This window comes from Haloplanus sp. GDY1 (genome assembly GCF_023703775.1).
In the GTDB taxonomy this organism is placed as follows: Archaea; Halobacteriota; Halobacteria; order Halobacteriales; family Haloferacaceae; genus Haloplanus; species Haloplanus halophilus.
On the sequence record NZ_CP098514.1, the window covers coordinates 2,017,750 to 2,043,212 of the forward strand.

Consider the following 25,463-nt stretch of genomic DNA (forward strand, 5'->3'; position numbering starts at 1 on the left):
GGTCACGGCGGTCGCTCGCCTTCCGGGCGACGCGGTCCGTTCTCGGTCACGCCGGCAGGGCGACGCCGGCGATCAGCGACCCGCCGACGGCCGACACCGCGAACGCGCCGATACCGAGAGCGAGCAACAGAAACAGCAGTACCCACCAGAGTGGAATCGCGTTCGACTCTTGCATACCTACCCGTCGTCGTGGCGTCCCCAAAAAACAACCCCTTCAGCCCAGGAGCCAGCGGAGGAACCCGGAGCGCTCGCTCCCCGCTTCGTCCTCGCGGTCCGCCTCCGTGTCGTCGTCCGTGTCGTCGTCGGTTCCGTCGTCCGCATCGTCGAGCGTGACGGAGCCGTCGTCCGGCGTTCCCTCCTCGGTTTCGGTTGCTTCCGCCGACTCGCGGGCCGTCTCCTCGGCGTCGGCGACGACGACGCCGTCCGCGTCGTGTGTCGGCTCGTCGGCCGTCGGCTCGTCGGCCGTCGGCGCGAGCGCGTCGTCGTCGAGCAACTCGGCCGCGAGTCGGCGGTAGGCACCGGTCGCGGGTGCGTCGGGGGCGGCGACGACCAGGGGGTCGCCGGCCGCTGCTGCGGCCGCCACCGCCGGGTCCTCGGGGATCGATCCGCGGACGGTGACGCCGAGGCGGTCGGCGACGGCCGCCACGCCGTCGGTCCGCGAGCGGTCGGCGGCGCGTTCCCCGTCGCCGTCCGTCGTCGCTCGCGTCACCACCGCGCCCCACACGGGCGTTCCGAACCGGTCGGCCACCTCGCGCGTCTTCGCCGTGTCGCCCAGCGCGCCGGGTTCGGCCGTCGACACCAGAATCACCTCGTCGGCCACCCGGAGGGGTTCGACGCTGTCGTGACTCAGCCCCGCGGAGGTGTCGAGCAGGACGACGTCCGCGTCGAGGCCGTCGAGGAGCGTCGAGAGGCCGTCTGGGTCGCCCCGCCCGAAGTCGTCGAGGTCCGTCGACGCCGGGAGTACCGACAGGCCGACTGGGCCCTCGCGGACGGCCGCCGTGATCGTCGCCGTCCCCGCGAGGACGTCGTTGACGGTCGGGCCGGCGTCGACGTCCACCCCGAGGACGCCCGCCAGGTTCCCCATCCCGAGGTCGACGTCCACGGCGACCGTCTCGTGGCCCGCCTCGGCGAGGACGGCACCGAGGTTGGCAACCGTGGTGGTCTTGCCGACGCCGCCTTTCCCACTGGCGACCGCGTACACCCGGCTCATAGGTCGTCAGGAACCTCCGCCGACTGGCATATAACTTTACTCCCCGCTCCACACGCTCACCGCCGCACTCGGGCCGGGCTGTCGGCTCGGATGAACGGCACGTCACCTTCCGTCTCCGCGAACGCCACGCCGCCCCCGTCGGGACGCGAGACCGCCCACGTCGGCAGTTCGGGAACGCCGTAGTCCGCCGGTTCGCAGAACTTCGACGCCACGATCCACGCACGAGCCCGCATCGGTGCTTCCCGGCCTGCCGTCTCCGTCCCCTCCGATCCGTCGTGTCGCACGGTGTCGTCGGCCATGTTTTTAGGCCAGCCTAAAACAACATAACGGTTGCGGTCTCCGGCCCCCGGGCGGTGATCGGCGGGTCGTGATGCCGGTCACGCTCCAGTCAAAGGTTACTTCACCGCGGCCGGCGCTAGATTCGCCAATGAGTACCGACACGCAGGATGCCGACGACGACCGTCGGAAATACGAGTTCCAGAAGGTCATCGAGGACCTGCGGGAGTACGAGGGCTCCGGCACCCAACTCGTCACTATCTACATCCCGCCGGACAAGCAGATCTCGGACGTCGTCGCCCACGTCACGCAGGAACACAGCGAGGCGAGCAACATCAAGTCCAAGCAGACCCGGACGAACGTCCAGGACGCGTTGACGAGCATCAAGGACCGCCTCCGCTACTACGACACCTACCCGCCCGACAACGGCATGGTGATCTTCAGCGGCGCCGTCGACTCCGGCGGCGGCCAGACCGAGATGGTGACGAAGGTCCTGGAGAGCCCGCCGGACCCCATCCAGTCGTTCCGCTACCACTGCGACTCCGATTTCCTCACCGAACCCCTGGAGGGGATGCTCACGGACAAGGGTCTGTTCGGCCTGATCGTCCTCGACCGGCGCGAGGCGAACGTCGGCTGGCTGAAGGGCAAGCGCGTCGAACCGGTCAAGTCCGCCTCCTCGCTCGTCCCCGGCAAGCAGCGGAAGGGTGGCCAGTCGGCCCAGCGGTTCGCCCGCCTGCGTCTGGAGGCCATCGACAACTTCTACCAGGAGGTCGCCGAGATGGCCAACGACCTGTTCGTCCCCGAGCGCCACGACCTGGACGGCATCCTCGTCGGCGGCCCCTCGCCGACGAAAGACGAGTTCCTCGACGGCGACTACCTCCACCACGAACTGGGGGACCTCGTGGTCGGCAAGTTCGACGTCGCCTACACCGACGAGTCGGGACTCCACGACCTCGTCGACGCCGCGCAGGACGTCCTCGCCGATCAGGAGGTGATGAAGGACAAAACGCAGATGGAGGAGTTCTTCGAGAACCTCCACACCGGCGACCTGGCCACCTACGGCTTCGAGCAGACCCGCCGCAACCTCGTGATGGGCGCCGTCGACCGCCTGCTCATCAGCGAGGACCTCCGGAAGGACGTGGTGGTGTACGACTGCGACGGCACCGAGGAGTTCGAGGTGATCGACCGCCGCCACTCGACGCCCGACCACGAGTGTTCCGACGGGAGCGAGGCCGAGGTGAAAGAGCGCGAGGACGTCATCGAACACCTGATGGCCATCGCCGAACAGCGCGGCACCGAGACGAAGTTCATCAGCACGGACTTCGAGAAGGGGGAACAGCTCTACGACGCCTTCGGCGGCATCGCCGGCATCCTGCGTTACTCGACGGGCATCTAATCGGCCACCTTTTTGCTGAGTGCGGGTCCAGGTCCGACCGAATGTCCCTCCTCCGCCGTCTGCTCGCGCGTCGCGACGACCGCCCCCTGTTCGTCGCCCTCGCCCTCCTCGTCATCGCCGCCCTCGCCACCTACCCCGTGGCCGACTGGTATCTCCGATCGATCGACGTCGCCCCTCGCTTCGGCTTCTGGGACTTCGGCGCCTACTCCAGCGCCGTCGACCGTTGGACCGCCGGCGAGCCGCTCTACCTGCAAAACGAGAACGGCGGCTACCACGGGAGCTACCTCTACCCGCCCGTCGCCCTCCTCGCGTTCGCCCCCTTCCTCCTCGCCCTCCCCTTCCGGCCCGCCGTCCTCCTGTGGACGGCCTGCACCGTCGCACTCCTCTGGGTCGCCGTCCAGCGGCTCGCCACCGCCCTCGGCGTCTCCCTGCGGCCGTGGGAGCGCCTGGCCGTCCTCCCGCTGGTCGTCGGCTTCCAGCCCGTGTTGCTCTCGATGAAACTCGGCCAGACCGCGGCCGCGCTGGGTGCGCTTCTCACCTTCGCGGCGTCCGCGTCGCTCCGCGGTCGCCCGTCTCTCAGCGGCGCCCTCACCGCCGCCGTCGGCGTCGTCAAACTCCCCTACGCCCCCGCCGGCGCCCACCTGCTCGGCGACCGTGACCGGTTCGTCGGCGCCGTCCTCGGCGGCCTCGCCCTCCTCGCGCTCTCCCTGGTCGCCTTCGGCGTCGACGCCCATCGAACCTTCCTCGACGTCCTCGCGTGGGGAGTTCGGGAGGGCAGCACCGCCCGCTCGCCCCGCGTCTGGCTCCCGCCTTACTACCGCCCGCTGTACGACGTCCCCCACGCGCTCCTGGTTCGCGTCCTCGGGAGCCTCGCCATCGCCGTCGGCGTCCTCCGGGCGCCGGCCGAAGCCGTCCGGGAGACCACCGCGCTCGGCTTCGCCGCCGTTCCCCTGCTCGCACCGCTGACCTACGCCTACTACTTCGTCGCCGCGATTCCGGCCGTCCTCCTGCTCGTGGCCGCCGAACTCGACCGCCCGGACGGCTACCCGGCGCTCCCGCTCGTCGGCCTTCTGCTCCTCCACGGCCACTCTTACGGCCTCCGGACGGCCGGCCGGCTGGCGCCCGAGTGGGTGCCCGGCATCCTCATCCAGCCCGGCCTCTGGGGGAACCTCCTCCTCGTCGGCCTCGCGGCCGTCCGCGTCGCCCGCGCCGGCGGCCCCGTCGCCGTCCGGTCGCTCGCGTCGGCCGCGCGGCGGCGCGGGGACTAGCGGAGCAGTTCCGCCAACTGGCGGCGGCGACGGTCGAGGTCGACGTGGGGCTCGATCCCCTCGGCGTCCGCCAGTCGGTCGAGCGTCAACAGCACGTCGGCGCCCGCCCGCTCGGCGTGGGCACAGCAGTCGTCGACGGCGTCGCGCCGGAGGGCCAGGGAGTCCAGCAGGCCGAGCGTCAGTGCGAACGCCGCGCCCGCCTCGCCGGTCGGGAACGCGGGGTGGATCGACTCGAAGGTCGGCTCCGACGGCGCCTCGCTCGCCGCGTGGGTGCGAAGACAGACGACACAGACCGCCGCCGCGCCCGCGTCGGGCGCGTACCGCCGCAGGGCCGGCGGGACAGGAAACCGGACGACGTCGCCGCCACAGGCCGGACACGTCGTCGGCCCGCCCGCGTCGTTCGTCCCGTGGTCGTTGCTCATGACTCGACGCTCCGCGGTGCGGACTGAAAAAGGGCGCCCTCGTGGTGGCGTCCGTCGCCGGTCGTCCGTCTCGGGGGAGTCCGAGACTCGCGTTCGACGGTGGCGTCAGTCGTCGGCCTCGACGACTTCGAGGCCGCTCTCGGATTCGGCGGCCGCCTCGGCCTTCTCCTCTTCTTCCTTCTTCGCTTTGATCTTCTTCAGTCGGAAAATCTCCTCGCGCTCCTGTTCCTCCAGTTTCTGCTCGATGTACTCCTTGTTCTCGCGGAGGTCGGGCAGGAGTTTGAACTCGAGGGCGTTGACGCGGCGCTTGGTGGTCTCGATTTCGGTGAGCATCTTCTTCATCGCCGTCTCTACCTCGGCCGCGAGGATGATGGATTCGAGGAGTTCCTCGTAGGCGTCGGCCGCCTCGTCGATGCGGGCCGAGGAGCCCAGCAGGCCGTAGCCCCGCTGGTCGAGGCTCTTTCTCACGCGCGAGGACTCGATCTGTGGCACGACCACACCCATGATGTTCTTCGACTGGGTCGTGATCTCCGGGTGTTCCTTGAGCGCGGCGGCGGCGCCGCGGACCGCGACGTCCCCCTCCATCGCCCGCGCCATGTTGATCTTTCGCTGTGCGGTCTCGTAGTTCTCGTCGAGGTCCGCACGGATGTCCTGGGCCTGATCCAGGATGTCCATGAACTCCATGATGAGGCCGTCCCGCTTTTGCTCCAGCGTGTCGTGCCCCCGCTCGGAGAGTTCGATCCGGTCCTCTATCGCCATGAGGTTCTTGCGAGTGGGTTTGACGTCCTCGGCCATTGCCGGGGAGTTGTGGACCGAGCCCCTTATCCTTTTACTGTTCGGCGGCCCGCCGGCCCAGCGCCATCCGCTCTACCCGATCCATCCAGGTCACCACGACGACGTGCGGGAGCGTCAGGACGGCGACGAACACCAGATACAGCGCCGCCAGCGTCGCGGGCGCGGTCCCCACCCCGGCGACGACCCAGACGCCGACGAGCAGGAGGACCGACACGGCGGTCAACGGGACCGCCTCGCGCCCCGTCCACAGGAGCGCCGCGACCGGGCCGGCGGCCGCCAGCGCCCCTCGCGCGCCCTCGTCGACGCCCACCAGTCGAACCACGTGCCGTAGCGAGTGCCACACGCAGAAGTACACCCCCACGGCGACCAGCGGCGGGACGACGAGGAAGTACGCCCACAGCAACAGCGTCTCGCCGGCGTCGCGACGCCAGGCTCGCCCGCCGTCGCGACGGTAGCCCGCGATGAGAGTCCCGAGGGTCAGGGTCGCGAACCCGACCCCCAGGCCCGCCCGCGCGTCGGGCGCGACCATCCACGCCGCGCCGAGTTCCCGGCCGAACAGCGCCACCCACGCGTCGATCACCGCCCGGTACCGCTCCGGGAAGCGGAGCATCGGCACCAGCATCGGCAGACCGCCCCGGACGAGTACCGTCCCCGCGCGCACGCCCACGCCGTCCAGGTGCGGACTCCCCAGCGCGTCGAGGGCATAAAGGTCGCCCTGTCCCCAGTGGAGCCACGTCAGGCCGACGAACAGCGCCGCCGCGACGACCGGCGCGACGGCCCACAGCGCGGCGTAGACGCCGCCGAGCAGGAGGTACGCGAGGCCGACGAGCGCCATCGTCCGGGGCGTCGGACGCCGGCCGGCGGCCCGCGCCGGCGCCAGGTGGTCGACGGCGCCGTGTGGCAACCCGAACACGAGGAGGCTCGCGGCCAGCGGGAGATAGCGAAGCCACCGCGGGAGCGTCGCCGTCGCCCCCGCCGCTGTCGCGACGGCGGTGCCCAGAAGCAGCGCCGAGACGACGACCCAGGCGGGGCGACAGCCGACCGCGAGCATGAGCGTCGCGGGCGCCCGGTCGCGAGTCCGGTGTGTCCCCCCCATCGTCTCACGATCCGGCGCCGGCGTCCGCTCCCCGAGGCTCCGACTCCGCCGCCCCGTACCGATCCATCACCCACCGGTAGAGCACCAGTCCCTGTACCACGAAGCAGTTGGTCACGAGGAAAAAGAGCGCCTCCTCGACGGGGAGGCCAGCGACCGCGAGGCCGGTGGTGTACCGATCCGAGAGGATCCAGATGCCGTACTCGATGGCGACCCGGTCGGCGACACACAGGTACGTCGTCGGGACGAGGACGCCGAGCGCGACGAGTCGGCGGTGTGCCCACAGCTGCGGCGCGCCGACGGCCCACTGGAGGGCGAGCACCGGCGCCGCCCAGGCCAGGATCGCCCCGAGGTAGAACGTCGACGGCGTCCCGAGCAGGTGCCACCCGCCGACGCCGATGCCGGCGGCGACAGCCACGGCGCCCAGTCGGCCGCGGATCGATCCCACGCCGGTCGGCCACGCGGCCGGCAGCGACAGATGCGAGAGCCACAGCGCCGTCAGCCACGGCTGGATCAGGATGAACAGGTACTCCTCGACCGGAGCGTGGCCGAGCGTCGCGAGCGTGCTCCCCTCGCCGTAGGACCACACGCCCGTCGCGATGAGGTAGTTGTCCCACGGCGTCGTGTACACGAGGGCGACGACGGTGACGATGGCGACGCCGACCCAGTACCGTCGGCCGCTCCCGAGCGGCCGGACGGCGATGCGCGTCCGGCTCACGAACGCCGTCGCGACCATGAGCATCATGGCCGGGAGCAGGAAGGCGAGGTGGAACTGAAGGTACGTTGGTCCGGTCATCGTGGCCTGCCGGCGTCACCCGAAGCGGGTCGGGCCGAGGGTTGGGTGGAGCCCCGTATAGCTTCTTGGGTCACGCTATCACGAGCGGGAACGCCGCCGGGTCAGTCGGCCGGTTCCGCGGCCGCCGTCCCCGACCCCGCGGCGTCGAGCACCTCTCGACTCGACAGGAGGATGAGGCCGAATCCGACCTTCGCGACCAGGTCGAGCACCATGAATCCCGCCGTCTCGACGTACAGCGAGACCACCTGTAACCCCTCGGTGCCGACGATCCACCACACGGGGTAGATCAGCCAGACGACGACGATCAGCGTCCGGAGCGTGCCGAACGTCGACGCCGCCGGCCCCGAGAGGCGGCTGGCCCTCTCGTCGAGCGAGCCGTACAGCATGTAGAGGAGCACGAGCAGGAAGCCCGTCGAGACGCCCCACCAGATCAGCCGGCGCGCCCCCGCGGTGAGAACGCCCGGCCCCGCCGACAGCGTCGCGACGGCGCCAGTCCCGATCATCAGCATGTCGAGGCCGACCAGCGCCGAGAGCTGGTTCCGGTCCGCCCCGGCCAGCAAGCCGAGGTCGATCAGCAGGAGCGGCGTCGTGAAGAACCAGTCCGTGTACCGCGCCCAGTAGATGGGCACCTCCTCGCCACCCAGCTGGATCGTCGTCAACCCGAAGCCCAGCGCCATGGCGAGGTAGTTCACGAACGCGATGGCGGTGATGAAGACGGTGACGATGTAGAACTCCTGTCGCCGTCGGTCCGTTTCGCCCCAGCCCCTGGCGATGAAGTACAGCATCCCCAGGAACATGCCGAGCGTGCCGATCCAGAGCCAGATTCCTTCGCTACCGGGTTGTGGCATGATGCACCCGAAATCGGGGGGCGATCGGTGTAAGCGTCGTCCACAACTAGTTTGGCCGCTCGTCGAGGAGCGCGCCGAACACCTTCCGCTGGGCCGCCCGCAGGTGTTCGTGGAACGTCGACCGGCAGACGCCCATGCCCGCCGCGAGTTCGTCGCCGGTCGTCTCGTGGGGCCACTCGAAGAAGCCGCCGCTGTACGCACGCACCAGCGCCGCGTACTGCCGCTCCGTCAGATCCTCACGCAGGCGCGCGACGAACGCCTGCCGCGGTTCGTCCCGCTCCTCGCGGTGGCTGTACCCGACCAGGTCCGCGTCCGCGAACCGCTCGGTGAGCGCCTCGGCCAGCGACCGCGCGAGGGACTCGCGGGCCACCCCGACGGTGATCCGCGCGGTGCCGTCGGCGACGACCAGGTCGCGGAGATCGGCCCCGTGGTCCGCGAGGAGCGTCCACAGCTCCGCCCCGGCGACCGACAGCTCGATCAGACAGCCCGTTTCCCCCTCGGTGAGCACCGCGTGTACCTCGACTTCCGTCGTCGCGGCCGCCTCGCGCACCGCCGCCCCCGTCGCGTCCGACAGTTCGAACAGGCTGGCCGGCCGGTCGCGGTCCGCGACGCTCCCGGCGTACGCCAGCCGGCAGTCCAGCCGCTCGGCCAGGTCGACCAGCGGGTGGTTCACGACCGTGAACCGGAGTTCGATCACCGCCGTCCCCCGGAGCGTCAGCCGGCTCTCCAAGGTGTTGATGCCCGTGGCGACGGTCCGGCCGAGCGCGGTCAGCACGGCACGCTCGTGGTCGTCGAACTCGGAGTTGGTCCGGGCGTAGACACAGAAGGCGCCGTAGGTCGCGTCGCCGTACTGGAGCGGGACCCCGACCGCGGCCGCCGGTCCCCCGACCGTGTCGAGCGCCCGGATCCGGACGCCGCCGCCGGCGACGGCGGCCGCCACCGCGTCGGTGGCGACGCCCCCGAGGTCCGCGGCCCCCTGGGCGCCGTGGTCCCCGTCGACCGGGACCCGGTCGGGAACGGCGTCGTCGGCCACGCCCGCGACGTCCCCGGGGACGACCGCCTCGTCCGCGGGATCGTAGGGGCCGATCCAGGCCCCGTCGTAGGTCGTGGCCAGCCCCTCGACGACGGCCCGTTCGAGTTGCTCCCGGGAGCGCGCCTCGGCCACCGCGCCGGTCACGTCGGCGACGACGCCGTCGAGACGCTCGAGCAGGAGTTCCTGTGCGGCCCGCTCCCGTTCGATCCGCGCGGCCCGTCTGGCGGCGGCCCGCTCCGCGCGCTTGCGCCGGGTCACGTCCTGCTGGAACCCGACGTAGTGGGTCACCTCGCCCGCCTCGTCGCGGAGCGGCGCGATGGTCACCTCGTTCCAGAACAGCTCCCCGTCGCGTCGGTAGTTGCGAAGCTCCACGGTCGTCGCCTCGTCGCTCTCGATCGCCGCGCGCATGCGGGCGACCGGGGCGTCCCTCGTCGCCTCGCCCTGCAGGAACCGACAGTTCCGCCCGACGGCGTACGCCGGCGGGTAGCCCGTGATGCGCTCGAAGGCCGCGTTCGCGTACACCAGCGGCATGTCCGGCCGCGACGCGTCGGCGACGGTGATCCCGACCGGTGCCTCGTCCATCGCCCGGGTCTTCAACGACTCGTCGACCCCGTCGGTGCTCGCCGACGTCACCGTCCCTTCCCCTCCGGAGCGCACTCCCCCGGTCATGCGCTCCCACAGGACGTAGCGCACAAATGGGTTTGGACGGGCGTCGTCGCGGTGTCGATACGTCAACAAAATCCGGCGGTCCGGGCGGCCCCCGGAACCGGTAGGGGAGTCAGTCCGCCGTGACCTCTTCTTCCGCGTCCTCGGCCGCGTCCTCGTAGTACTGCTCGATGAGGTCTTCGTCGATCCGGTTGAGTTCCTCCTTCGGGAGGTTCGAGAGGAGGTCCCAGCCGATGTTCAGGGTCTCGTCGATGTCGCGGTTCGTGTCGAAGCCCTGGTCGACGAACTCGCTCTCGAAGTCGTCGGCGAAGTCGAGGTACTTGTTGTCACGATCCGACAGCGCCTCGCGGCCGACGATGTTCACCAGGTCGCGCAGGTCCTCGCCCTCCGCGTACGCGGCGTACATCTGGTCGGAGACGTCGGCGTGGTCGGCGCGGGTGAGGCCCTCGCCGATCCCGTCGTCCATGAGGCGGGAGAGCGAGGGGAGCACGTTGACCGGGGGCTGGACGCCCTGACTGTTGAGGTCGCGGTCGACGTAGATCTGCCCCTCCGTGATGTAGCCCGTCAGGTCGGGGATCGGGTGGGTGTCGTCGTCGCCGGGCATCGTCAGGATCGGGATCTGCGTGACCGACCCCTCGCGCCCTTCGATCCGGCCGGCGCGTTCGTACAGCTGCGCCAGGTCGGTGTACATGTAGCCGGGGTAGCCACGGCGGCCCGGCACCTCCTCGCGGGCGGCACCGATCTCTCGGAGCGCCTCACAGTAGTTGGTCATGTCCGTCAGGATCACCAGCACGTGGTAATCCTTGTCGAACGCGAGATACTCGGCGGTCGTCAGGGCCATCCGCGGCGTGACCGTCCGCTCGACGGCGGGGTCGTCCGCGAGGTTCATGAAGACGACCGAGCGCTCCAGCGCGCCGGTGCGCTCGAAGTCGTCCATGAACTCGTTTGCCTCCTCGGCGGTGATGCCCATGGCGCCGAAGATGACGGCGAACTCGGAGCCTTCGCCGCCCTCCTCCTCCTCGGGCACGCTCGCCTGTCGCGCGATCTGGAGCGCGAGTTCGTTGTGCGGCAGCCCCGAACCGGAGAAGATGGGGAGCTTCTGCCCGCGGACGAGGGTGTTCATGCCGTCGATGGCGGAGACGCCGGTCTGGATGAACTCCTCGGGGTACTCCCGGGCGTAGGGGTTGATCGCCGCGCCGACGATGTCGCGGCGCTCCTCGGGTTCGATGGCCGGGCCGCCGTCGATCGGTTCGCCCGACCCCGAGAGCACGCGACCGAGGAGGTCCTCGGTCAGCTTCATCTTCAGCGTCTCGCCCTGGAACCGGACGAACGCGTTCTTGTCGATGCCCGAGGTCCCCTCGAACACCTGGATGGCGACGAGGCCGTCCTCGGATTCGAGCACCTGTCCGCGGCGGATCTCGCCATCGGCGGTCTCGATTTCGACCATCTCGTCGTAGCCGATGGGTTTGTCGACCTCGGCGAACACCAGCGGGCCGCTGATCTCGGTGATCGTCTTGTACTCTTTCATGTTAGTACAGCTCCCGGAGCTGTTCGGTGATGTCGTCTTTCAGTTCGTCCATGTACTCCTCGTAGTCCTCCTGGACGCCGATGCGGTTGATGCGCGGCAGCGCCTCGATGTCCGTGATCTCCTCGACCGGCACTCCGGCCTCGAGCGCGTCGAAGGCCTCGTCGTTGAACGTCTTGATCGTCGTGAGGATCAGGTAGGTCTTGTCGGGCTCGCAGTACGTGTCCACGTCGTGGAACGCGTTCTGCTGGAGCCACGCCTCGCGGATGTACCGCGCGACCTCGAGGGTGAGCTGCTGGTCCTCCGGCAGGGCGTCCTTGCCGACGAGCTGGACGATCTCCTGGAGTTCGCCCTCCTCGTCGAGCACGTCCACCGCCCACTGGCGCACGTCCGGCCAGTCCTCGGCGACGTTCTCCTTGAACCACGGGTCGAGCTGTTCGCGGTACAGGGAGTACGACTCGTTCCAGTTGATCGAGGGGAAGTGTCGGCGCTCGGCCAGGTCGGCGTCCAGCGCCCAGAAGCACTTCACGATGCGCAGGGTGTTCTGGGTCACCGGTTCGGAGAAGTCGCCGCCGGGCGGCGAGACGGCCCCGACCACGGAGATGGACCCCTCGGTGTCGTTGATGTTGTCGAAGTAGCCCGCGCGCTCGTAGAACTGGGAGAGCCGCGCGGCGAGGTACGCCGGATACCCCTCCTCGCCGGGCATCTCCTCCAGGCGCGAACTGATCTCGCGCATGGCCTCCGCCCACCGCGAGGTGGAGTCGGCCATGAGCGCGACGTCGTAGCCCATGTCGCGGTAGTACTCCGCGATGGTGATGCCCGTGTAGACGCAGGACTCCCGGGCCGCGACGGGCATGTTCGACGTGTTGGCGATGAGCGTCGTCCGGGCCATCAGCGGGTTCCCGGTCTGCGGGTCGGGCAGTTCCGGGAAGTCCTCGATGACCTCGGTCATCTCGTTGCCACGCTCGCCACAGCCGATGTAGACGACGATGTCCGCGTCGGACCACTTGGCGAGTTGCTGCTGGGTGACGGTCTTCCCGGACCCGAAGGGTCCCGGAATCGCCGCCGTCCCGCCTTTCGCGATGGGGAACAGGCCGTCCTGCACCCGCTGGCCCGTCAGGAGCGGCTCGGTCGGCGTCTGCTTCTCGCCGGCGGGGCGCGCCTCGCGCACCGGCCACTCCTGGCGCATCCGGATCTCCTCGCCGGTGTCGAGTTCGGCCACCGTCTCGTCGACGGTGAACTCGCCGGACTCGATGGCGACGATCTCGGCCGTTTCGTCCTCGTCGAGGGCATCCGGCGGGACGAGCACCTTGTGCTCGATGGTCACCGTCTCGGGGACGGTGCCGATGATGTCGCCGCGGCCGACCTCGTCGCCCTCCTCGACCTCGGGAGTGAACTCCCACTCCTTCTCGAGGTCGATCCCGGGCGCGTCGACCCCGCGGTCGAGGAACGCGCTGTTCATCTTGCTCTCGAGGACGTCGAGGGGGCGCTGGACGCCGTCGTAGATGGTGTCCAGCAGCCCCGGCCCCAGGTCGACCGTCAGCGGGTCGCCCGTGTTCTCGACGGGTTCGCCGGGGCCGACGCCCGAGGTCTCTTCGTACACCTGAATGGTCGTGATCTCGCCCTCGATCTCGATGACTTCGCCCATCAGCCCTTCGTCGCCCACGTAGACGACGTCGTTCATTCGGGCGTCGAGATCGACGGCGGTCACGACCGGACCACTCACGCTTTCGATGATCCCGTCCTCTCGGACGGTCGTGTCTGCCTGACTCATGTTAGTCTTCCTCCATCAGGTCGATACCGATGGCTCGCTTGATCTGCTCGCGCAGGCCGCCGCTGCCGGCGCCGCCACCCAGGGTGACCAGCACCGGTTCGATGCTGCCCTCGACGGCCTCCCGGGCCTCCCGGGAGAGATGCGCCATGTCGTCGTCGTGCATCACGACGATGCCGACGTCGTCGTCGTCGAGCGTCCGCATGACGGCCTCGTCGAGTGCGTCGTCTTTCTCCTCGTCCGGTACGTTCTCGAACTTCCGCACGCCCGCGAGTCGGAAGCCCGTCGTGAAATCGGGGCTCCCGATGACGGCGATTTCCTGGCTCATAGGATCACCAGTTCCTCCTCGATCTCGTCCTCGGACAGCCCGGCCTCGCGGCCGCGGGCGATGGCGCGGATGTTGTCCACCTCGCGCTCCTTGGCGAGGATGTAGGAGATGATCGGCGCCACCGACAGCGGGTGGACGAAGCCGAGCTGCTCCGAGTATTCGAGCAACGCGGCGTCGAGCGCCCGCTCGAACGCGATCAGGCTGTCGGCCTGCTCGAACTCCGCGAGCGCCTCGTCGAGGTCGTCACCGTACGTGCTCTCGCGGATCGTCGCGACGAGTTCGTCCACGTTCGACGCCAGCGCGCTCAACTCGCCCGCGGAGAACAGTCGACCGCCCTCGATGTAATACTCCGAGGGGTCGACGTCGGCCCCGCTCCGGGCCAGCCGGAGCGCGTTCCGCGCGTTCCGGAAGTCGATCTCCGCCTCGAGGAACTCCCGGTAGGTCTCGGTCGCCTCGTCGACGACCAGTTCCGAAAGCAGTTGCTCGTAGAAGACGCGGTCGACCGCGTTCTCCAGCGGCACGAGGACGCCGCTCTCCTCGTAGGCCTCCAGCGCCTCCCGGAGCGGGTCCGCGAACATCGTCCGGTCGAGGAGGTCGATGACCTCCTCGATGGAGCCCGCGTCGAGCAGACGGTCGAGCAGCCGGTCGTCGAGTTCGCCCGCCCGGATGAGGTCGGTCTCGACCTCCTCGCGGTCGGCGTTGGAGTAAATGCCCCGGAGCACCGTCTTGACGTTCCACGCGTCGAACTTCCGCAGGTACCGGGCGATCAGGTCGTAGAGCCGACCGTCGGCCCAGTCCAGCAGGTCGTTGAAGTGTTTCGCGAGGTTCCGGTTGAGCGCGTACTCGATGAGGTCGACCCCCGAGTGGCGCGCGCCGAGCGCGTTGATCTCGCGCTCGTACTCCGACTCCTCCATGAAGCGGGCGATCTCCGCCGGCCCCATGCGAATCAGCTTCCGGTAGTCGTCGTCGCTGAACAGCGACGCTCGGCGCGACCGAACGCGGGTGGTGACGTACTCCGGATTCGAACCGCCGGGGCTCGCGCTCATCGCTCGAACAGTCGGTCACTCAGTTCCTTCAAGTTGTCCTCCCAGACCGTCTCGAGGATCGAGTCGAAGGTGTTGTTCACGCGGACCCGTGACTCCTCGCTCTCGACGACGACGCCGCCCAGGCAGTCGTACTCCCCGGCGACGCTGAAGCCGTCGTAACCCTCGGTCAGGTCTTCGAGCAGTTCCTCGTCGTCCGCGCGGCCGTAGACCGACACCGACTCGCCCTCGTCGAACTCCGCGGCGGCCGCGTCGAGCAGCGACGCCGTGAGCGACCGTCGGCGCTCGCCATCGATGTCGGCGATGGCGGCCTCGACCTCCTCGCGGACGTCCTCGAGTGCGTCGCGGCGGGCCTCCAGTCGGGCCTGCTTGGCCTCGAGTTTCGCGCTGGAGACGGCCTGCTCGCGCTGTTGTTCGATCTCGCGCTCGACCTCGGCCTCGCGCTCCTCGAGGATCTCCTCGGCGTCGGCCTCGGCATCCGCGACGATGTCCGCGGCGCGTTCCTCGCCCTCCTCGCGGATCTCCTCCGCACGCGCGCGGGCCTCGTCCCGGATGTCCTCGGCGACTGTTTCCAAACTCATAGTGGAGAGAACCGGGGGGAGTTAGTTACCAGCCGCGGCGAAGACGGAGTCGAGGAACGGATCGGCCGTGTCCCACGGGATCCCCGTCGTGAGGAACAGGGTAACCAGCGCCAGGATCACCAGCGTCTCCGGCAGGACTGTGAAAATCAGGCCCCGAACGAACATGTCCTCGTCCTCGGCGACGGCGCCGACGGCGGCCGCACCGATCCCGCGCTCGGCATACCCCGCACCGAGCGCGGCCAGACCGACCGCGAGCGCCGCGGCGGCGTTGGCCGGGATCGCGGGGAAGGACGTGGCGTTGTTCTGCAGTACGACCGTCGCGAGTTGTGAAGTAGCTTCGAGCATTGGGGTCACTTCGGGTTTCCGAACAGGCACACGTCCGTATAGGCCAGCCATAAAACTTCCCAAAACAGACGGCCACTCTGACCGTTGCAACCGGTGATTTCGGGCGAATCCATGGGAAGCGTTGTCAGCATCCGCCCCCGTGGCATCCGCCCGACACCGCGGTGACGCCGCTGGTGACGGGTTGGCGACGGGAGGACGGAGGGGACGGCCCGAGGATCAGTCCTCGGTCGTGTACGTCCGCTCGTAGCCGAACGGTTCGTACTCGCGGCCGCCGCCCTCGTAGAACTTCCCGAAGAACTCGACGTACTCGAGACGCACGGCCTGCAGGCCGGCGCTCGTGACGCCGAGCGCGAGGACGAGCAGGTGACCGAGCACGAGGACCAGGATTCCGAGCGGGAGCATCACCGCCGCTGGATCCATGTGCAGGAGTCCGGGGAACATCGCGCCGCCCTCGTGGCTGCCGTAGATGAAGTGGTACGCGCCCTCGCTGTCGACGTACGCCCCGAAGAACAGCAGGTTGACCGTGAAGGCCATCCCCGCCTTCGCGAGCAGCACGGCGGCGATCCGTGTGTACGACAGCGCGTTCACGAACACGTTGAGGAACTCGATTGCCTCGACGGGTTCGCCGACGATCAGCAACACGAGGCCGAGGCCGAAGAGCACGGCGCCGACGACCCCCACCGTCGGGGGCAAGCCGCCGGTCCCGAGCCCGAAGGCCTCCCACACCGAGTACAGCAGGCCGGGCTTGGAGTTCCGGGCGTGTTCCGAGAACACCCACACCCACAGCCCGTTGAGCATCAGGAGCCACGACCCGCTCTCGAGGACCGCGTGCTTGACGTCGTGAAGCTGGTAGTTCTCCACGAAGTCGAACAGCCAGCCGACGTTGAGATGCATGACGCCGGCCAGGACGCTGATGACCAGCCACGCCTGCGCCCAGGTGAGGTAGGCCGGCTGGAGGCCCTTGTGGAGGGGTGCGTGTCCGCCCCAGAGGAGGTACGAGACCTGGTGGGTGCCGAAGATCTCGCCGTAGAGGATGCCGAAGAGTATCGTGAAGGCGCCACAGAAGATCGTCACCCCGCCCATGCTCTTGAACGCCTGACTGTCGAAGTTGGTGTAGAGGTAGTAGCCGATCAGGGTGTAGATCACCCCGTAGCCGACGTCACCGATCATGAACCCGAAGAAGGCCGGGAAGGTCAGAAACAGGATGACCGTCGGGTCGAACTCGTCGTACTTCGGGCGGCTCACCGCGCCGGTGAGCACCTCGAACGGCTTGACCAGTCCGGGGTTGTTCTGGATGACCGGCGGGTCGTCGTCGTTCATCACGACGCCGCCGCCGTCGGCGCGCACCTCCTCGTCACCGCCGTCGGCTGACGTGGAGGCGGCGGCCCCGCCCTCGACGCTCCCGGAGACGTCCTCGCGGTGTGCCTCGCCGCCGTGGGAGTCGAACTCCGCGCGCTCCAGTTCCTCGACTTCGGCGTGGTCGCCCACCGCGTCGGTGATCGCCGCGGCGAAGCCGGTGTACTCGTCGGTCGGGATCCACCCCTCGGCGACGAAGGCGTTGTCCGTCGTCGCGAAGGAGAGCGGCGCCTCCCGCTTCTGGACGTCGATGGAGAGTTTCTCCTCGGCGGCGAGCAGGAAGCCCGCGGCGTCGAGTTTCACCTCCTCGAGTTCGTCCTCGACGGTCCGGCGCTTCGATTCGAGTTGCTGCTTTCGGTGTTCGAGGTCGGCGACGTACTCCTCGGGGGAGCCCTCGGCGTCGGGCACCTCCAGCGCCGTGAAGTCGACGCCCACCAGGGCGTCGGTGATCACGTCGTCGGCGCCCTCGACCGGGCGGGCGAAGATGGCGACGACGCCGTCCTCGGCGAACACCTGGACGTCGTCGACGCCGTCCGCGTCGGCCATCGCGCGCTCGACGGCGTCGGCCTTTCCCTCGCCGACGACCACGTCGAGCGTGTCGTATCCCGAGAGCAAGTCGAGGTCGATGCCGAGCGTCGCGAAGGGCTCGACGGCCGAGAGCCGCTCCTCGACCTCGTTCAGGTCGCTCCGGATCTCGTCGCGTCGGTCCTCGAGTTCGTTGACGCGCTCGCGGATCTCCTCGAGTTCGTCCTCGAGGGCGTCCTCGGTGACGATCCGGGTCGGCCCCGCGTCCTCCCCGTCGACGTCGAGGATGCTCTCGATGGAGCGGACGGTCACCAGTTTGTCGGAGGCCTCCTCGGCGCCGTCGATCGGGTTCCCCGGTTCGAACCCCTCCCAGGACCCGTCGTACTCGGTGACGTGAAGCAGGTTGCAGTCGTGGACCGCCTCGACGACGTCGTCCATGACCGCTTTCGACCCCGTCACCGACACTTTGCTCATCCGTTCAGGTCTGAGCATGCACCGCCTCCTCGAACTGTGTGATGGCGAATTCGACCGCCTCGTCCATCCGTTCTTCCGCCTGGGCGATGAGTTCCTCCCGGGCCGCCTCCCCTTCCTCCCGGATCTCGGCCGCCCGGGCCTCGATCTCCGATTCGGCCTCCTCGAGACGCTGCTCGGCCATCTCCTCGGCCTCCGATTCGGCCTCGGCGCGGATCTCGTCGGCCCGCTCCCGCGCCTCGGCGATCCGTTCCTCCCGGTCCGCCTCGGCCTCCTCGACGATCTGTTCGGCCTCGGCCTCGGCCTCCTTGATCCGTTCGAGAACCTCTGGTCTCGGCATACTACTGATCGTTGGAACGTTGCGGGGATCGGATATAAGGTGTTTGCGGAACGTCGTCGCCGGCGTTCGCGGCGGCTACTCCCCGACGCCGGCGAATCGAGCCCCCCGCTACTCCGTCAGGGGGAGCAACACGCCGAACACGAGCGGCGACAGCAGGAAGAGGAGCAGGCCGACCACCTCGGCGTCGAACAGCAGCGTCGCCTCCCACGCCGGCAGTTGCAGTCCCATCGCGTGCACCGCGAGTTCCCCGAGGGCGCCGGCCGCGAACAGACACAGGCCGAGCAGTGTGCCCCGTTTCGTCCACGCCGAATAGTCGAGGTCACCGTACCGTCCAGTCATGGGCGGCAGTCGTGCCCTGCCGAGCAAGAAGCTTCGGTTTCGCGCGACCGAAAGAGCCACGACGGGGAGCCTTCTCCGACCCACTATGAACTCGACACTGCTCGAACTGCTCCCCCAACTGGTCGAACTCCTCGCTTTCGCCCTCGGCAGCGTCGGCCTGTCGGTCGCCGGCCTGTACATCGAGCGCTTCGCGCTGACGACCGTCGAGAGCGGGCAGGTCAAACTCGGCGCGTGGCTAGCGTTCATGGGCGCGATGGCGTTCTACTTCGCCTACCTCATGGGCACCGACAAGTTCCGGCCGAAACTGGCGGCGGTCCAGCGGCGGCTGGCGGAGTAGAGACCGGATCTCGTTTCGCTCGGCGTCGCTCTCGCACTCGAACGCGGAGTCGACCCTCACGCCAGCGGCGTGCGCTCCACCACCGTCCCGTCGACGGTGGGGTACTGCTCGACGATTTCGCCCTCGCCCACGTCGCCCTCGTCGACCATCTCCTCCAGCAGCCACCACGCCAGTTCGACGTGGTCCGACTTGACCGTGTAGAACTCCTCGGGGACGCCCAGGTCGCGCAGGCGCTCCTCGGTCACCCACGTCTTGCCGTAGACCAGCGTGCCGTCGTCCGTCACCTCGTCGAACTCCCGCCGGATCTGCCGGGCCATCCGCTTCAGCCGACGGCGGTGCTGGGCGGCGTCCTTGAACACCGAGGTGCAGAAGTAGACCCGGTCGTGATCCCCCATCACGTCGAGGATCTCCTCTTTCGGCGACTCGACGGCGCTCATGTGTCCCTCGCGGAGGTCGTAGCCTTTCTCCTGCATCCGCCGGTAGTTGCCGTCGGACATCTCGAACTCGTTGACGTTACAGAACTCGGCTGCGCCCTCGTCCAGGAACTCCAGAAACTCGGGTTCGGCGCGGATCCCGGGAATCTCGAACGCCGGGGTGAGACCCTCCTCGCGGGCGACGTGGAGGATGTCCTCCCACTCGGTGCCGTGGAGGTCACCCCACAGATCGAGCGGCGGGTGGAAGCGAATCTCGTCCAGCCCCGCCGCCGAGAGGCGGCGCATGTTCTCCCGGCCGCCCGTGATGCCGGTGTAGAGGTGGGTGTGGTGGTCCTCGCCGAACTCCTCTTTCAGCAGGGAGAGGTAGTGACAGGTGCGGTCCAGCGCCTCCTGCGGTTCCCCGCCGGTGATGGAGGTGCCGAGCGCGTCCATCCGGCGCGCTTCGGTCAACACGTCCTCGTCGGACTCGACCTCGCGCTCGTTGGCGTAGACCGTATCGACGTTCTTGCGATTCTCCCCGAGCGGGCAGTAGAAACAGTCGCGCTGGTCGCAGTAGCCGTAGACGAACAGCACCATCTTCCCGCCCTTGGCGCACTGTTCACAGCCCTTCGAGATCATTCGTTGCCGGGAACAGAACGCCGAGGCGGGAAAACCCGTCGGTACGCGACGACCCGACGGTTTACCACCCCCGCCGCCCTAGCCGCGGCCATGCCGTACGATCCAGACACCACGGCGGTGGTCGTCGTCGACATGCAGAACGGCTTCTGTCACCCCGACGGCAGCCTCTACGCGCCGCCGAGCGAGGCGGTCGTCGACGAGGTGTCGTCGCTGGTCGATGCGGCCCGCGAGGCCGGCGCCCGGGTCGTCTACACGCGGGACGTCCACCCGCCCGAGCAGTTCGACGATGCCCACTACTACGACGAGTTCGAGCGCTGGGGCGAACACGTCGTCGAGGGGTCCTGGGAGGCACGGGTCGTCGACGAACTCGCCGGGCTGGCGGATCACGTCGTCGAGAAACACACCTACGACGCGTTCCACGGGACGGAACTCGACGGCTGGCTCTCCGCGCGGGGGGTCGACGACCTGCTCGTCTGTGGCACCCTCGCCAACGTCTGCGTCCTCCACACCGCGGGCAGCGCGGGGCTGCGGGACTACCGACCCGTCCTCGTCGAGGACGCCATCGGCTACATCGAGGAGTCGGACCACGAGTACGCCATCGATCACGCCGACTGGCTGTTCGGCGAGACGACCACCGTCGACGCCGTCGAGTTCCTGCCGACCTGCTGACCGGCGGACAGCGACGCGTCTCGTTCGAGCGGCGCCGAGGTGATACGTGACGGTCGTCGGCGTCTCGATGCCCGAGACACCGGTGGACCGGAGCGACGCCTTCGCGGACGAACACGGCGACCGGCCGGAGCGGGGTGGTCCGCGCCGCCGCCACGCCCTCGGCGTCGACGACTCCGCGATGCCGGTCGACGAGTTCGGGCCGCTGGCGCCCCCGGAGTAGCTACTCGACGACGACCGCGCCCTTCGCCCCCAGGGCGTGGTGGGGGGCACAGGCGTAGCGGTAGACCCCGGCCTCCGCGAACGTGTGTTCGAACCGGACCCCGGGCTCCGTGTGGACGTCGCTCTCGACGTCGACGTCCTCGAAGGCGACGGCGTGGGGGCCGCCGGTCCACACCCAGCGGACGGTCGTCCCCGTCGACACCCGGACCGCCGGCGGCGAGAACGTGAACTCGCTCTCGCCCTCGGCGGAGCCGACGGTGACGAGCGGCGAGGAGTGGTCGCGCCAGTCGACGACCGTGCCGTCGTAGACGTTCACGCCCGCGAGCCACTCGTCCACCGCCGGGTAGCCGCTCGACGGCGGGTCGGCGACGACGACGGCGCCGACCATGCCAGCCTCGCGGGTCGGCTCGGAGACGTAGCGGTACGTGCCCGTCTCGTCGAACGTGTGGCTGAACGTGTAGCCGTGGACGCCGACGGGCTCCCCGCTGTCGAAGGCGCCGTCGACGGCGACGACGTTGGCGGGGTCACCGTGCCCGCTCCACTCCCACGTGACCGTCGTCCCGGGGACGACCCGGACGGCCGCGGGACCGAACGCGTCGTCGGTGTGACCCGCGCCGAGGCTCTCGCCGACGGTCACCGTGACCTCCTGGTCGGGCGCGTACCGCTCGATCACCCCCTCGTAGCCGTTCGCGTCGGCCAGCCAGTCGTCGAGACAGCCGCTCGACTCGTCGGCGGCCGCGGACGTGTCGTCTGCGGGTTGCCCTCGTGCCGTACACCCGGCCAGCGCGCCGGTGCCGGCGAGGGAGGCGACCACGAACTCGCGCCGGGACCAATCGGACGGATCGTGCATAGCTCACACACCTCCCCTCGGAGTGGCCGACGGCGCGTAAAGTACCCCGCGTCGCGTTCCCGGACCTTGGGAACCGTGCGGTCCGGCGGATTCCCCCCGGTCTGTACCCTTTTGTCCGTCCGGCGCCTCCCCGCACCCGTGACCGAACTCCGCTACCTCCCCGACGCCGACGGCGTCACCGAGTTCGAGGCGACCGTGACCGGCGCGACCGACGACTACCTCGTCCTCGACGGGACGCACTTCTACCCCGGCGGCGGCGGGCAACCCCCCGACCGGGGCACGCTCTCGTGGGACGGCGGCCGGGCGGCCGTCGTCGACGCCGAGAAGAACCACGGCGACGTGCGCCACTACCTCGGGGACGTCGAGGGTGATCCCCCGGCGCCGGGGGCGACCGTCACCGGGCGGATCGACGCCGACCGCCGCGACCGACTCCGCCGGATGCACACCGCCCAGCACGTCGTCTCGCGGGTCGTCCTCGACGACTACGGGGCGGCGACGGTGGGGAATCGAATCTCGGTCGACGGCGCCCGCGTCGACGTCGAACCGGCGGCCTTCGACGACGCGGACCTGGCCGCCATCGAGCGCCGGACGAACGCGGTGCTGGACCGGGACCTCCCCGTCGAGAAGTCGGAGCGCCTCCGCGGGGCCGTCGAGGACGCGGTGCCCGAGGGTCGGGCGCAACTCGACCTGATCCCCGGGGACGTCGATCCGCTTCGAGTCGTCGAAATCGGCGACTTCGACCTGTGTCCCTGTGGCGGGACGCACGTCGACCGCCTCGGCGAGGTGGGAACCGTCCGGATCACGGACCGCGCCGCGAAGGGAACGGACGTCGAGCGGATCGAGTACGACCTGACGCCGTGATCGCCCGACCGCCGTCCCGTCTGGGTCGTGCGTCCCGAGCCGGGCGCTCGCCCCCAGCCAAGACAGATTTATGCTCCTCGGCTGTTATGTTCGAACGGCTTCCAAGCAGGCCGCGACATGCCTCGAACACCCTGTTTGGGAGCCACGTCCGACGGCGAGGTGGTGTGGAATCGCCCGGTTGGCCGGCCCCGCAGCGACCGTGTCGTCCGGTGACGCGGCCGCCGGCGGGGCGTCGGCCGTGATCCGTCCACCGCCCTCGGACGGGGCGGGGTCACGTATTTCGGGACGTGTGCCGTAGCGGTCGGTATGCTCAGAGCGACCCTGCACGCGCTCGGCTACGCCATCGCCCACGTCCTCTTTCTCGGCGCGTCCACGCCGACGGCCGTGGTCCGCCGCCTCCGGGTGGCCTACCGGCTCGTCGGCGTGAGGATCGTCGAGACGCCGCGCGTCGACGACACGGAGCGAACGGTCTTCCTGTGTCCCTACCGGAACCTCGCCGCGACGTGGGTCGGCGAGAAGTGGGTCTGTCACGACGTCCTCGACCGCGTCGACGACGGCTACGTGACGTATCTCCGCCGGCACAAGGACATCGACTACCAGCGACCCCGGGGCTGTGCCGACCTCGCGTACTGCGACGACTCGGCGTACTGCTACTCGGAGGTGTCCGAGCGCCGGTAGATGGGACGGGACGACCTCCGCGAACGGATCGCCGACCAGTTCTCCTATCGCGGCGAGCGAGCGGACGTCTGGCGGGGGTTCGATCTGGTGCTCGACACCGACGCCTTTCTCAACCTCGGCTACTCCCCGTGGTACCTGCCCCACGTCGTCGGATCGAGTCAGTCCCGCCTCGCCCGGGTGGTCGGGCGCCGCCTCGCGGCCGCGCTCCCCGAGACGGCGGGGGTCCGCCTCCTCGACGTCGGCTGTGGGCGTGGCGGGCCGGCCGTCCACCTCGCCGACCGCTTCGGCTTCGACGTGGTCGGCGTCGACCTCGTGTCGTACAACGTGCGCCGGGCCGCCGACACCGCCGCGGGACGGCCCGACGCGGCGTTCGTCGTCGGCGACGCCACTCGCCTCCCCGTCCGGTCGGACGCCCTCCCGGCCTGCACGGCGGTCGATGCGCTCGTCTACGTCCCCGAGAAGGCCGCCGTCTTCGCGGAACTGGCGCGCGTCCTCGAACCCGACGGGGTCGCCGTCTGCTCGGATCTGGTCGCCCGGTCCGACCTCGACGACGCCGACCGCGCGGCCGTCGACGCCTTCGCCGACGCGTGGGACATGCCGCCGCTCCCGACCGTCGACGCGTACCGGGCGGCCGTCGACGGGGCGGGGCTCACCGTCCGATCCGTCGAGGACCTCACCGCCAACAGCGTCGGGCGGTTCCGACGGTGGACGACGCTGTATCTGGGGCTGGCGGGGGCGTTCGACGGCCGACCGCTCGCCGCGCTCCTCCGCCGGTTCGGCCTCGATCCGTCGGCCGTCACCGAACAGGTGCGCCGCGCCCACGAGGCGCTCCCGGACCTCCGTCACGTGGTCGTCGTCGCCGAGCGGTAGGTCCCGTCACAGGAACGCGTTCCCGCGGGCGAGGAACTCGCGTCGCTCCGCGGCCGTCGGGAGGCCGTGGTACGACTCGGCCGGGTCCGCCGACGGCTCGTTCGGCCGCTCGTCGGGAAGGTCCGGGTAGTCGGCGAGCAACTCGGTCGCCAGCGCCGCCCCCGTCGACGCCAGCCTCCGGTAGACGGAGTCCACCGTGTCCGTCGGCCCGATAGCGAACTCGCGCCGGGCGAGGATCGGCCCGGCGTCGAACCGCTCGGTCATCCGGTGGGCGGTGACGCCCGTTCGGTCGTCGCCGTAGAACAGTGGCCAGAACGCCGTCGCCCGACCCCGGTAGCGCGGGAGGAGCGATCCGTGGAGGTTGACGGCGTCCGCCGCCGCGTCGAGGACGGGCCCCGGGAGCCGTTGCCCGGCGACGACCGACAGGAGGAGGTCCGGATCGAGCCCCCGGAGATACTCGACTGCGCCCGGTGCCGACGCGTCAGGCACGCGCTCGACGGGGACGCCGTGTCGCCGCCCGACCGCACGGACCGAGTGGGGCCGCCCCGTCAGCCGCCAGCCGAGACGGCCGGGGAGCGCGGCCAGCCCCCGACCCCGGAGGTAGCGACACCCCATCCAGGCGCCGGCCCGGGGGCCGTACATGCCCCGGTACTCGCGGAGCTGTCGCGTCGAGGACGCGGGGAAGGGCAGGCAGACGATCCGGTCTATCGTCCCCGCGTGTGCCGCGACGATTCGGCGGAGATACCTCGGCATGTACAGGGGTTCCTCGCTCGTGACGACGACGACCCGCACGTCCCCACCCCGCTCCCGCGGAGACATAGACGTTCCGCCCCGGCACAAACCCTATTCCGCTCGCCGCGGACGACTCCCGTATGGCCCCGCAGCCTCCACCCTCCGCGGACCAGCCGCTCGGCCGCGCGCTCCTCGCCGACGGTGCCCGGACGCTCGCCGTCCTCGTCGCCGGCGGTGGCGTCGTCCTCGCGCTCTCGCTGTGGCACCGGCTCCTCGCCGCGGTTCGTCCGACCGGGACGGACGCCCCCCGGACGCCGGCCGAAACCGACCCCCGACTCGTCGAGTACGAACTCGACTGGTACCGCTACCTGAAGGCGTTCGACGCCCACCACGGCCCGGGCGGCAGTCCGGACCGCGCGATCCGCTCCGGCTCGTTCCTCCGGGGGATGCGAACGTGGCTCGCGACGCGCTGTCTGCGCGGCTACACGCTCGGCAACGAGGTGTACGTCTGTCCGAACGCGCCGCGGGTCCTCCGGGTGCACCAGGCCGGTCACGCCCCGGCGTTCGGCCGCGAGTTCCCGACGCTCGTCCGGCCGCGACGCGACGACGGCGGCCTCGAAGACGCCCCGCTGTACACCGCCGACGTGATGCTCCCCGGGCGGTTCCCCCACACGCTCCTCCGGCTCCGCGACCCCCGCGGCCTGCGCGAGGCCTACGAGGCGTGGCGCCGCGACGGGCGCATCGCCCGCGTCACGACGTGAACTGCCG

Annotated in this window: 29 protein-coding genes and 1 pseudogene; 9 read left to right on the top strand and 21 right to left on the bottom strand. The window is 69.8% G+C overall.

Translation table 11 applies throughout. The annotated features are described in order from the left end of the window. Positions 1-46: 46 nt before the first annotated feature. Genes NBT67_RS18000 through NBT67_RS10895 form a run of 3 tightly spaced genes read right to left on the bottom strand, consistent with a single transcriptional unit; the run spans position 47 to position 1,509 of the window. Positions 47-175 carry a hypothetical protein gene (locus tag NBT67_RS18000; RefSeq protein WP_256474636.1) on the bottom strand — a complete coding sequence of 43 codons (129 nt, stop codon included), beginning with the start codon at positions 173-175 and terminating at the stop codon, positions 47-49. Between the two features lie 39 nt (positions 176-214). Next, on the bottom strand, positions 215-1,210 hold the full coding sequence (locus tag NBT67_RS10890) for a P-loop NTPase (protein ID WP_251341746.1): 996 nt from the start codon (positions 1,208-1,210) through the stop codon (positions 215-217). Between the two features lie 56 nt (positions 1,211-1,266). Then, a complete protein-coding gene (locus NBT67_RS10895) occupies positions 1,267-1,509 on the bottom strand; it encodes a hypothetical protein (RefSeq protein ID WP_251341747.1) in 243 nt (80 codons plus the stop codon). 128 nt (positions 1,510-1,637) lie between these two features. On the opposite strand from NBT67_RS10895, the gene prf1 reads away from it, so the two are divergent. Together prf1 and NBT67_RS10905 are read left to right on the top strand one after the other, a co-directional pair. Beyond that, on the top strand, positions 1,638-2,882 hold the full coding sequence (gene prf1, locus NBT67_RS10900; RefSeq protein WP_251341748.1) for a peptide chain release factor aRF-1: 1,245 nt from the start codon (positions 1,638-1,640) through the stop codon (positions 2,880-2,882). Positions 2,883-2,923: 41 nt separating this feature from the next. Then, positions 2,924-4,150: a glycosyltransferase family 87 protein gene (locus NBT67_RS10905; RefSeq protein WP_251341749.1), complete on the top strand. Its 1,227-nt coding sequence runs from the start codon at positions 2,924-2,926 to the stop codon at positions 4,148-4,150. On the opposite strand, the gene NBT67_RS10910 is transcribed toward NBT67_RS10905, so the two are convergent. The 15 genes from NBT67_RS10910 to NBT67_RS10980 form a co-directional block, all read right to left on the bottom strand. Further along, the gene (locus NBT67_RS10910; protein ID WP_251341750.1) at positions 4,147-4,572 is read right to left on the bottom strand and encodes a DUF6276 family protein; all 426 of its coding nucleotides are present in this window, start codon (positions 4,570-4,572) and stop codon (positions 4,147-4,149) included. The genes NBT67_RS10905 and NBT67_RS10910 overlap by 4 nt on opposite strands. Before the next feature lie 105 nt (positions 4,573-4,677). Then, positions 4,678-5,367, bottom strand: a complete 690-nt coding sequence (locus NBT67_RS10915) for a V-type ATP synthase subunit D (RefSeq protein WP_251341751.1) — start codon at positions 5,365-5,367, stop codon at positions 4,678-4,680. Between the two features lie 34 nt (positions 5,368-5,401). Continuing rightward, positions 5,402-6,463, bottom strand: a complete 1,062-nt coding sequence (locus NBT67_RS10920; RefSeq protein WP_251341752.1) for a Brp/Blh family beta-carotene 15,15'-dioxygenase — start codon at positions 6,461-6,463, stop codon at positions 5,402-5,404. Between the two features lie 4 nt (positions 6,464-6,467). Continuing rightward, on the bottom strand, positions 6,468-7,256 hold the full coding sequence (locus NBT67_RS10925) for a lycopene cyclase domain-containing protein (RefSeq protein WP_251341753.1): 789 nt from the start codon (positions 7,254-7,256) through the stop codon (positions 6,468-6,470). Between the two features lie 101 nt (positions 7,257-7,357). Continuing rightward, a complete protein-coding gene (locus NBT67_RS10930; RefSeq protein ID WP_251341754.1) occupies positions 7,358-8,104 on the bottom strand; it encodes a bacteriorhodopsin in 747 nt (248 codons plus the stop codon). Between the two features lie 46 nt (positions 8,105-8,150). Then, positions 8,151-9,806: a bacterio-opsin activator domain-containing protein gene (locus NBT67_RS10935; RefSeq protein WP_251341755.1), complete on the bottom strand. Its 1,656-nt coding sequence runs from the start codon at positions 9,804-9,806 to the stop codon at positions 8,151-8,153. A 109-nt stretch (positions 9,807-9,915) separates the two neighbouring features. After that, positions 9,916-11,331 (bottom strand): ATP synthase subunit B, encoded by a 1,416-nt coding sequence (locus NBT67_RS10940; protein ID WP_251341756.1) that lies wholly within the window; start codon positions 11,329-11,331, stop codon positions 9,916-9,918. 1 nt (position 11,332) lies between these two features. Continuing rightward, positions 11,333-13,102: an ATP synthase subunit A gene (locus NBT67_RS10945; protein ID WP_251341757.1), complete on the bottom strand. Its 1,770-nt coding sequence runs from the start codon at positions 13,100-13,102 to the stop codon at positions 11,333-11,335. A gap of 1 nt (position 13,103) precedes the next feature. Next, positions 13,104-13,427, bottom strand: a complete 324-nt coding sequence (locus tag NBT67_RS10950) for a V-type ATP synthase subunit F (RefSeq protein ID WP_157689771.1) — start codon at positions 13,425-13,427, stop codon at positions 13,104-13,106. Then, positions 13,424-14,473, bottom strand: coding sequence for a V-type ATP synthase subunit C (locus NBT67_RS10955; protein ID WP_251341758.1), 1,050 nt, complete (start codon positions 14,471-14,473; stop codon positions 13,424-13,426). The genes NBT67_RS10950 and NBT67_RS10955 overlap by 4 nt, the downstream gene beginning before the upstream one ends. Next, positions 14,470-15,051 (bottom strand): V-type ATP synthase subunit E, encoded by a 582-nt coding sequence (locus NBT67_RS10960; RefSeq protein WP_251341759.1) that lies wholly within the window; start codon positions 15,049-15,051, stop codon positions 14,470-14,472. The genes NBT67_RS10955 and NBT67_RS10960 overlap by 4 nt, the downstream gene beginning before the upstream one ends. A gap of 21 nt (positions 15,052-15,072) precedes the next feature. Further along, positions 15,073-15,396, bottom strand: a complete 324-nt coding sequence (locus tag NBT67_RS10965) for a F0F1 ATP synthase subunit C (protein WP_425498839.1) — start codon at positions 15,394-15,396, stop codon at positions 15,073-15,075. A 216-nt stretch (positions 15,397-15,612) separates the two neighbouring features. Beyond that, on the bottom strand, positions 15,613-17,769 hold the full coding sequence (locus tag NBT67_RS10970) for a V-type ATP synthase subunit I (RefSeq protein ID WP_251341760.1): 2,157 nt from the start codon (positions 17,767-17,769) through the stop codon (positions 15,613-15,615). Beyond that, positions 17,756-18,088 carry an ATP synthase archaeal subunit H gene (gene ahaH, locus NBT67_RS10975; RefSeq protein WP_251341761.1) on the bottom strand — a complete coding sequence of 111 codons (333 nt, stop codon included), beginning with the start codon at positions 18,086-18,088 and terminating at the stop codon, positions 17,756-17,758. The genes NBT67_RS10970 and ahaH overlap by 14 nt, the downstream gene beginning before the upstream one ends. Positions 18,089-18,196: 108 nt before the next feature. After that, entirely contained in the window at positions 18,197-18,427 is a 231-nt protein-coding gene (locus NBT67_RS10980; RefSeq protein ID WP_251341762.1) for a DUF7860 family protein, read from the bottom strand. A gap of 85 nt (positions 18,428-18,512) precedes the next feature. Between NBT67_RS10980 and NBT67_RS10985 the strand changes: the two genes are divergently transcribed. Beyond that, positions 18,513-18,764 carry a DUF8151 family protein gene (locus NBT67_RS10985; RefSeq protein WP_251341763.1) on the top strand — a complete coding sequence of 84 codons (252 nt, stop codon included), beginning with the start codon at positions 18,513-18,515 and terminating at the stop codon, positions 18,762-18,764. A 56-nt stretch (positions 18,765-18,820) separates the two neighbouring features. Here NBT67_RS10985 and NBT67_RS10990 read toward each other — a convergent pair whose 3' ends face one another. After that, positions 18,821-19,816, bottom strand: coding sequence for a radical SAM protein (locus tag NBT67_RS10990; RefSeq protein ID WP_251341764.1), 996 nt, complete (start codon positions 19,814-19,816; stop codon positions 18,821-18,823). Between the two features lie 90 nt (positions 19,817-19,906). Between NBT67_RS10990 and NBT67_RS10995 the strand changes: the two genes are divergently transcribed. Then, the gene (locus tag NBT67_RS10995) at positions 19,907-20,485 is read left to right on the top strand and encodes a cysteine hydrolase family protein (RefSeq protein WP_251341765.1); all 579 of its coding nucleotides are present in this window, start codon (positions 19,907-19,909) and stop codon (positions 20,483-20,485) included. 46 nt (positions 20,486-20,531) lie between these two features. Then, positions 20,532-20,705 carry a hypothetical protein gene (locus NBT67_RS11000; protein WP_251341766.1) on the top strand — a complete coding sequence of 58 codons (174 nt, stop codon included), beginning with the start codon at positions 20,532-20,534 and terminating at the stop codon, positions 20,703-20,705. Here the strand turns inward: NBT67_RS11000 and NBT67_RS11005 are convergent, their stop codons facing one another. Beyond that, complete coding sequence (locus tag NBT67_RS11005; protein WP_251341767.1) at positions 20,706-21,554, bottom strand: halocyanin domain-containing protein; 849 nt, start codon at positions 21,552-21,554, stop codon at positions 20,706-20,708. It abuts the gene before it with no gap. 138 nt (positions 21,555-21,692) lie between these two features. Between NBT67_RS11005 and NBT67_RS11010 the strand changes: the two genes are divergently transcribed. The 3 genes and pseudogenes from NBT67_RS11010 to NBT67_RS11020 all read left to right on the top strand — a co-directional run bounded on the left by NBT67_RS11010 (position 21,693) and on the right by NBT67_RS11020 (position 23,963). Then, a complete protein-coding gene (locus NBT67_RS11010) occupies positions 21,693-22,415 on the top strand; it encodes an alanyl-tRNA editing protein (RefSeq protein ID WP_251341768.1) in 723 nt (240 codons plus the stop codon). Positions 22,416-22,736: 321 nt separating this feature from the next. Then, a pseudogene (locus NBT67_RS11015) lies at positions 22,737-23,093 on the top strand (hypothetical protein); the annotation flags it as partial. Further along, on the top strand, positions 23,094-23,963 hold the full coding sequence (locus NBT67_RS11020) for a class I SAM-dependent methyltransferase (RefSeq protein ID WP_251341769.1): 870 nt from the start codon (positions 23,094-23,096) through the stop codon (positions 23,961-23,963). It abuts the pseudogene before it with no gap. A gap of 6 nt (positions 23,964-23,969) precedes the next feature. On the opposite strand, the gene NBT67_RS11025 is transcribed toward NBT67_RS11020, so the two are convergent. Then, entirely contained in the window at positions 23,970-24,755 is a 786-nt protein-coding gene (locus tag NBT67_RS11025; RefSeq protein WP_251341770.1) for a methionyl-tRNA formyltransferase, read from the bottom strand. Positions 24,756-24,835: 80 nt separating this feature from the next. Between NBT67_RS11025 and NBT67_RS11030 the strand changes: the two genes are divergently transcribed. After that, positions 24,836-25,456, top strand: a complete 621-nt coding sequence (locus NBT67_RS11030; RefSeq protein WP_251341771.1) for a hypothetical protein — start codon at positions 24,836-24,838, stop codon at positions 25,454-25,456. The last annotated feature ends 7 nt before the right edge of the window (positions 25,457-25,463 follow it).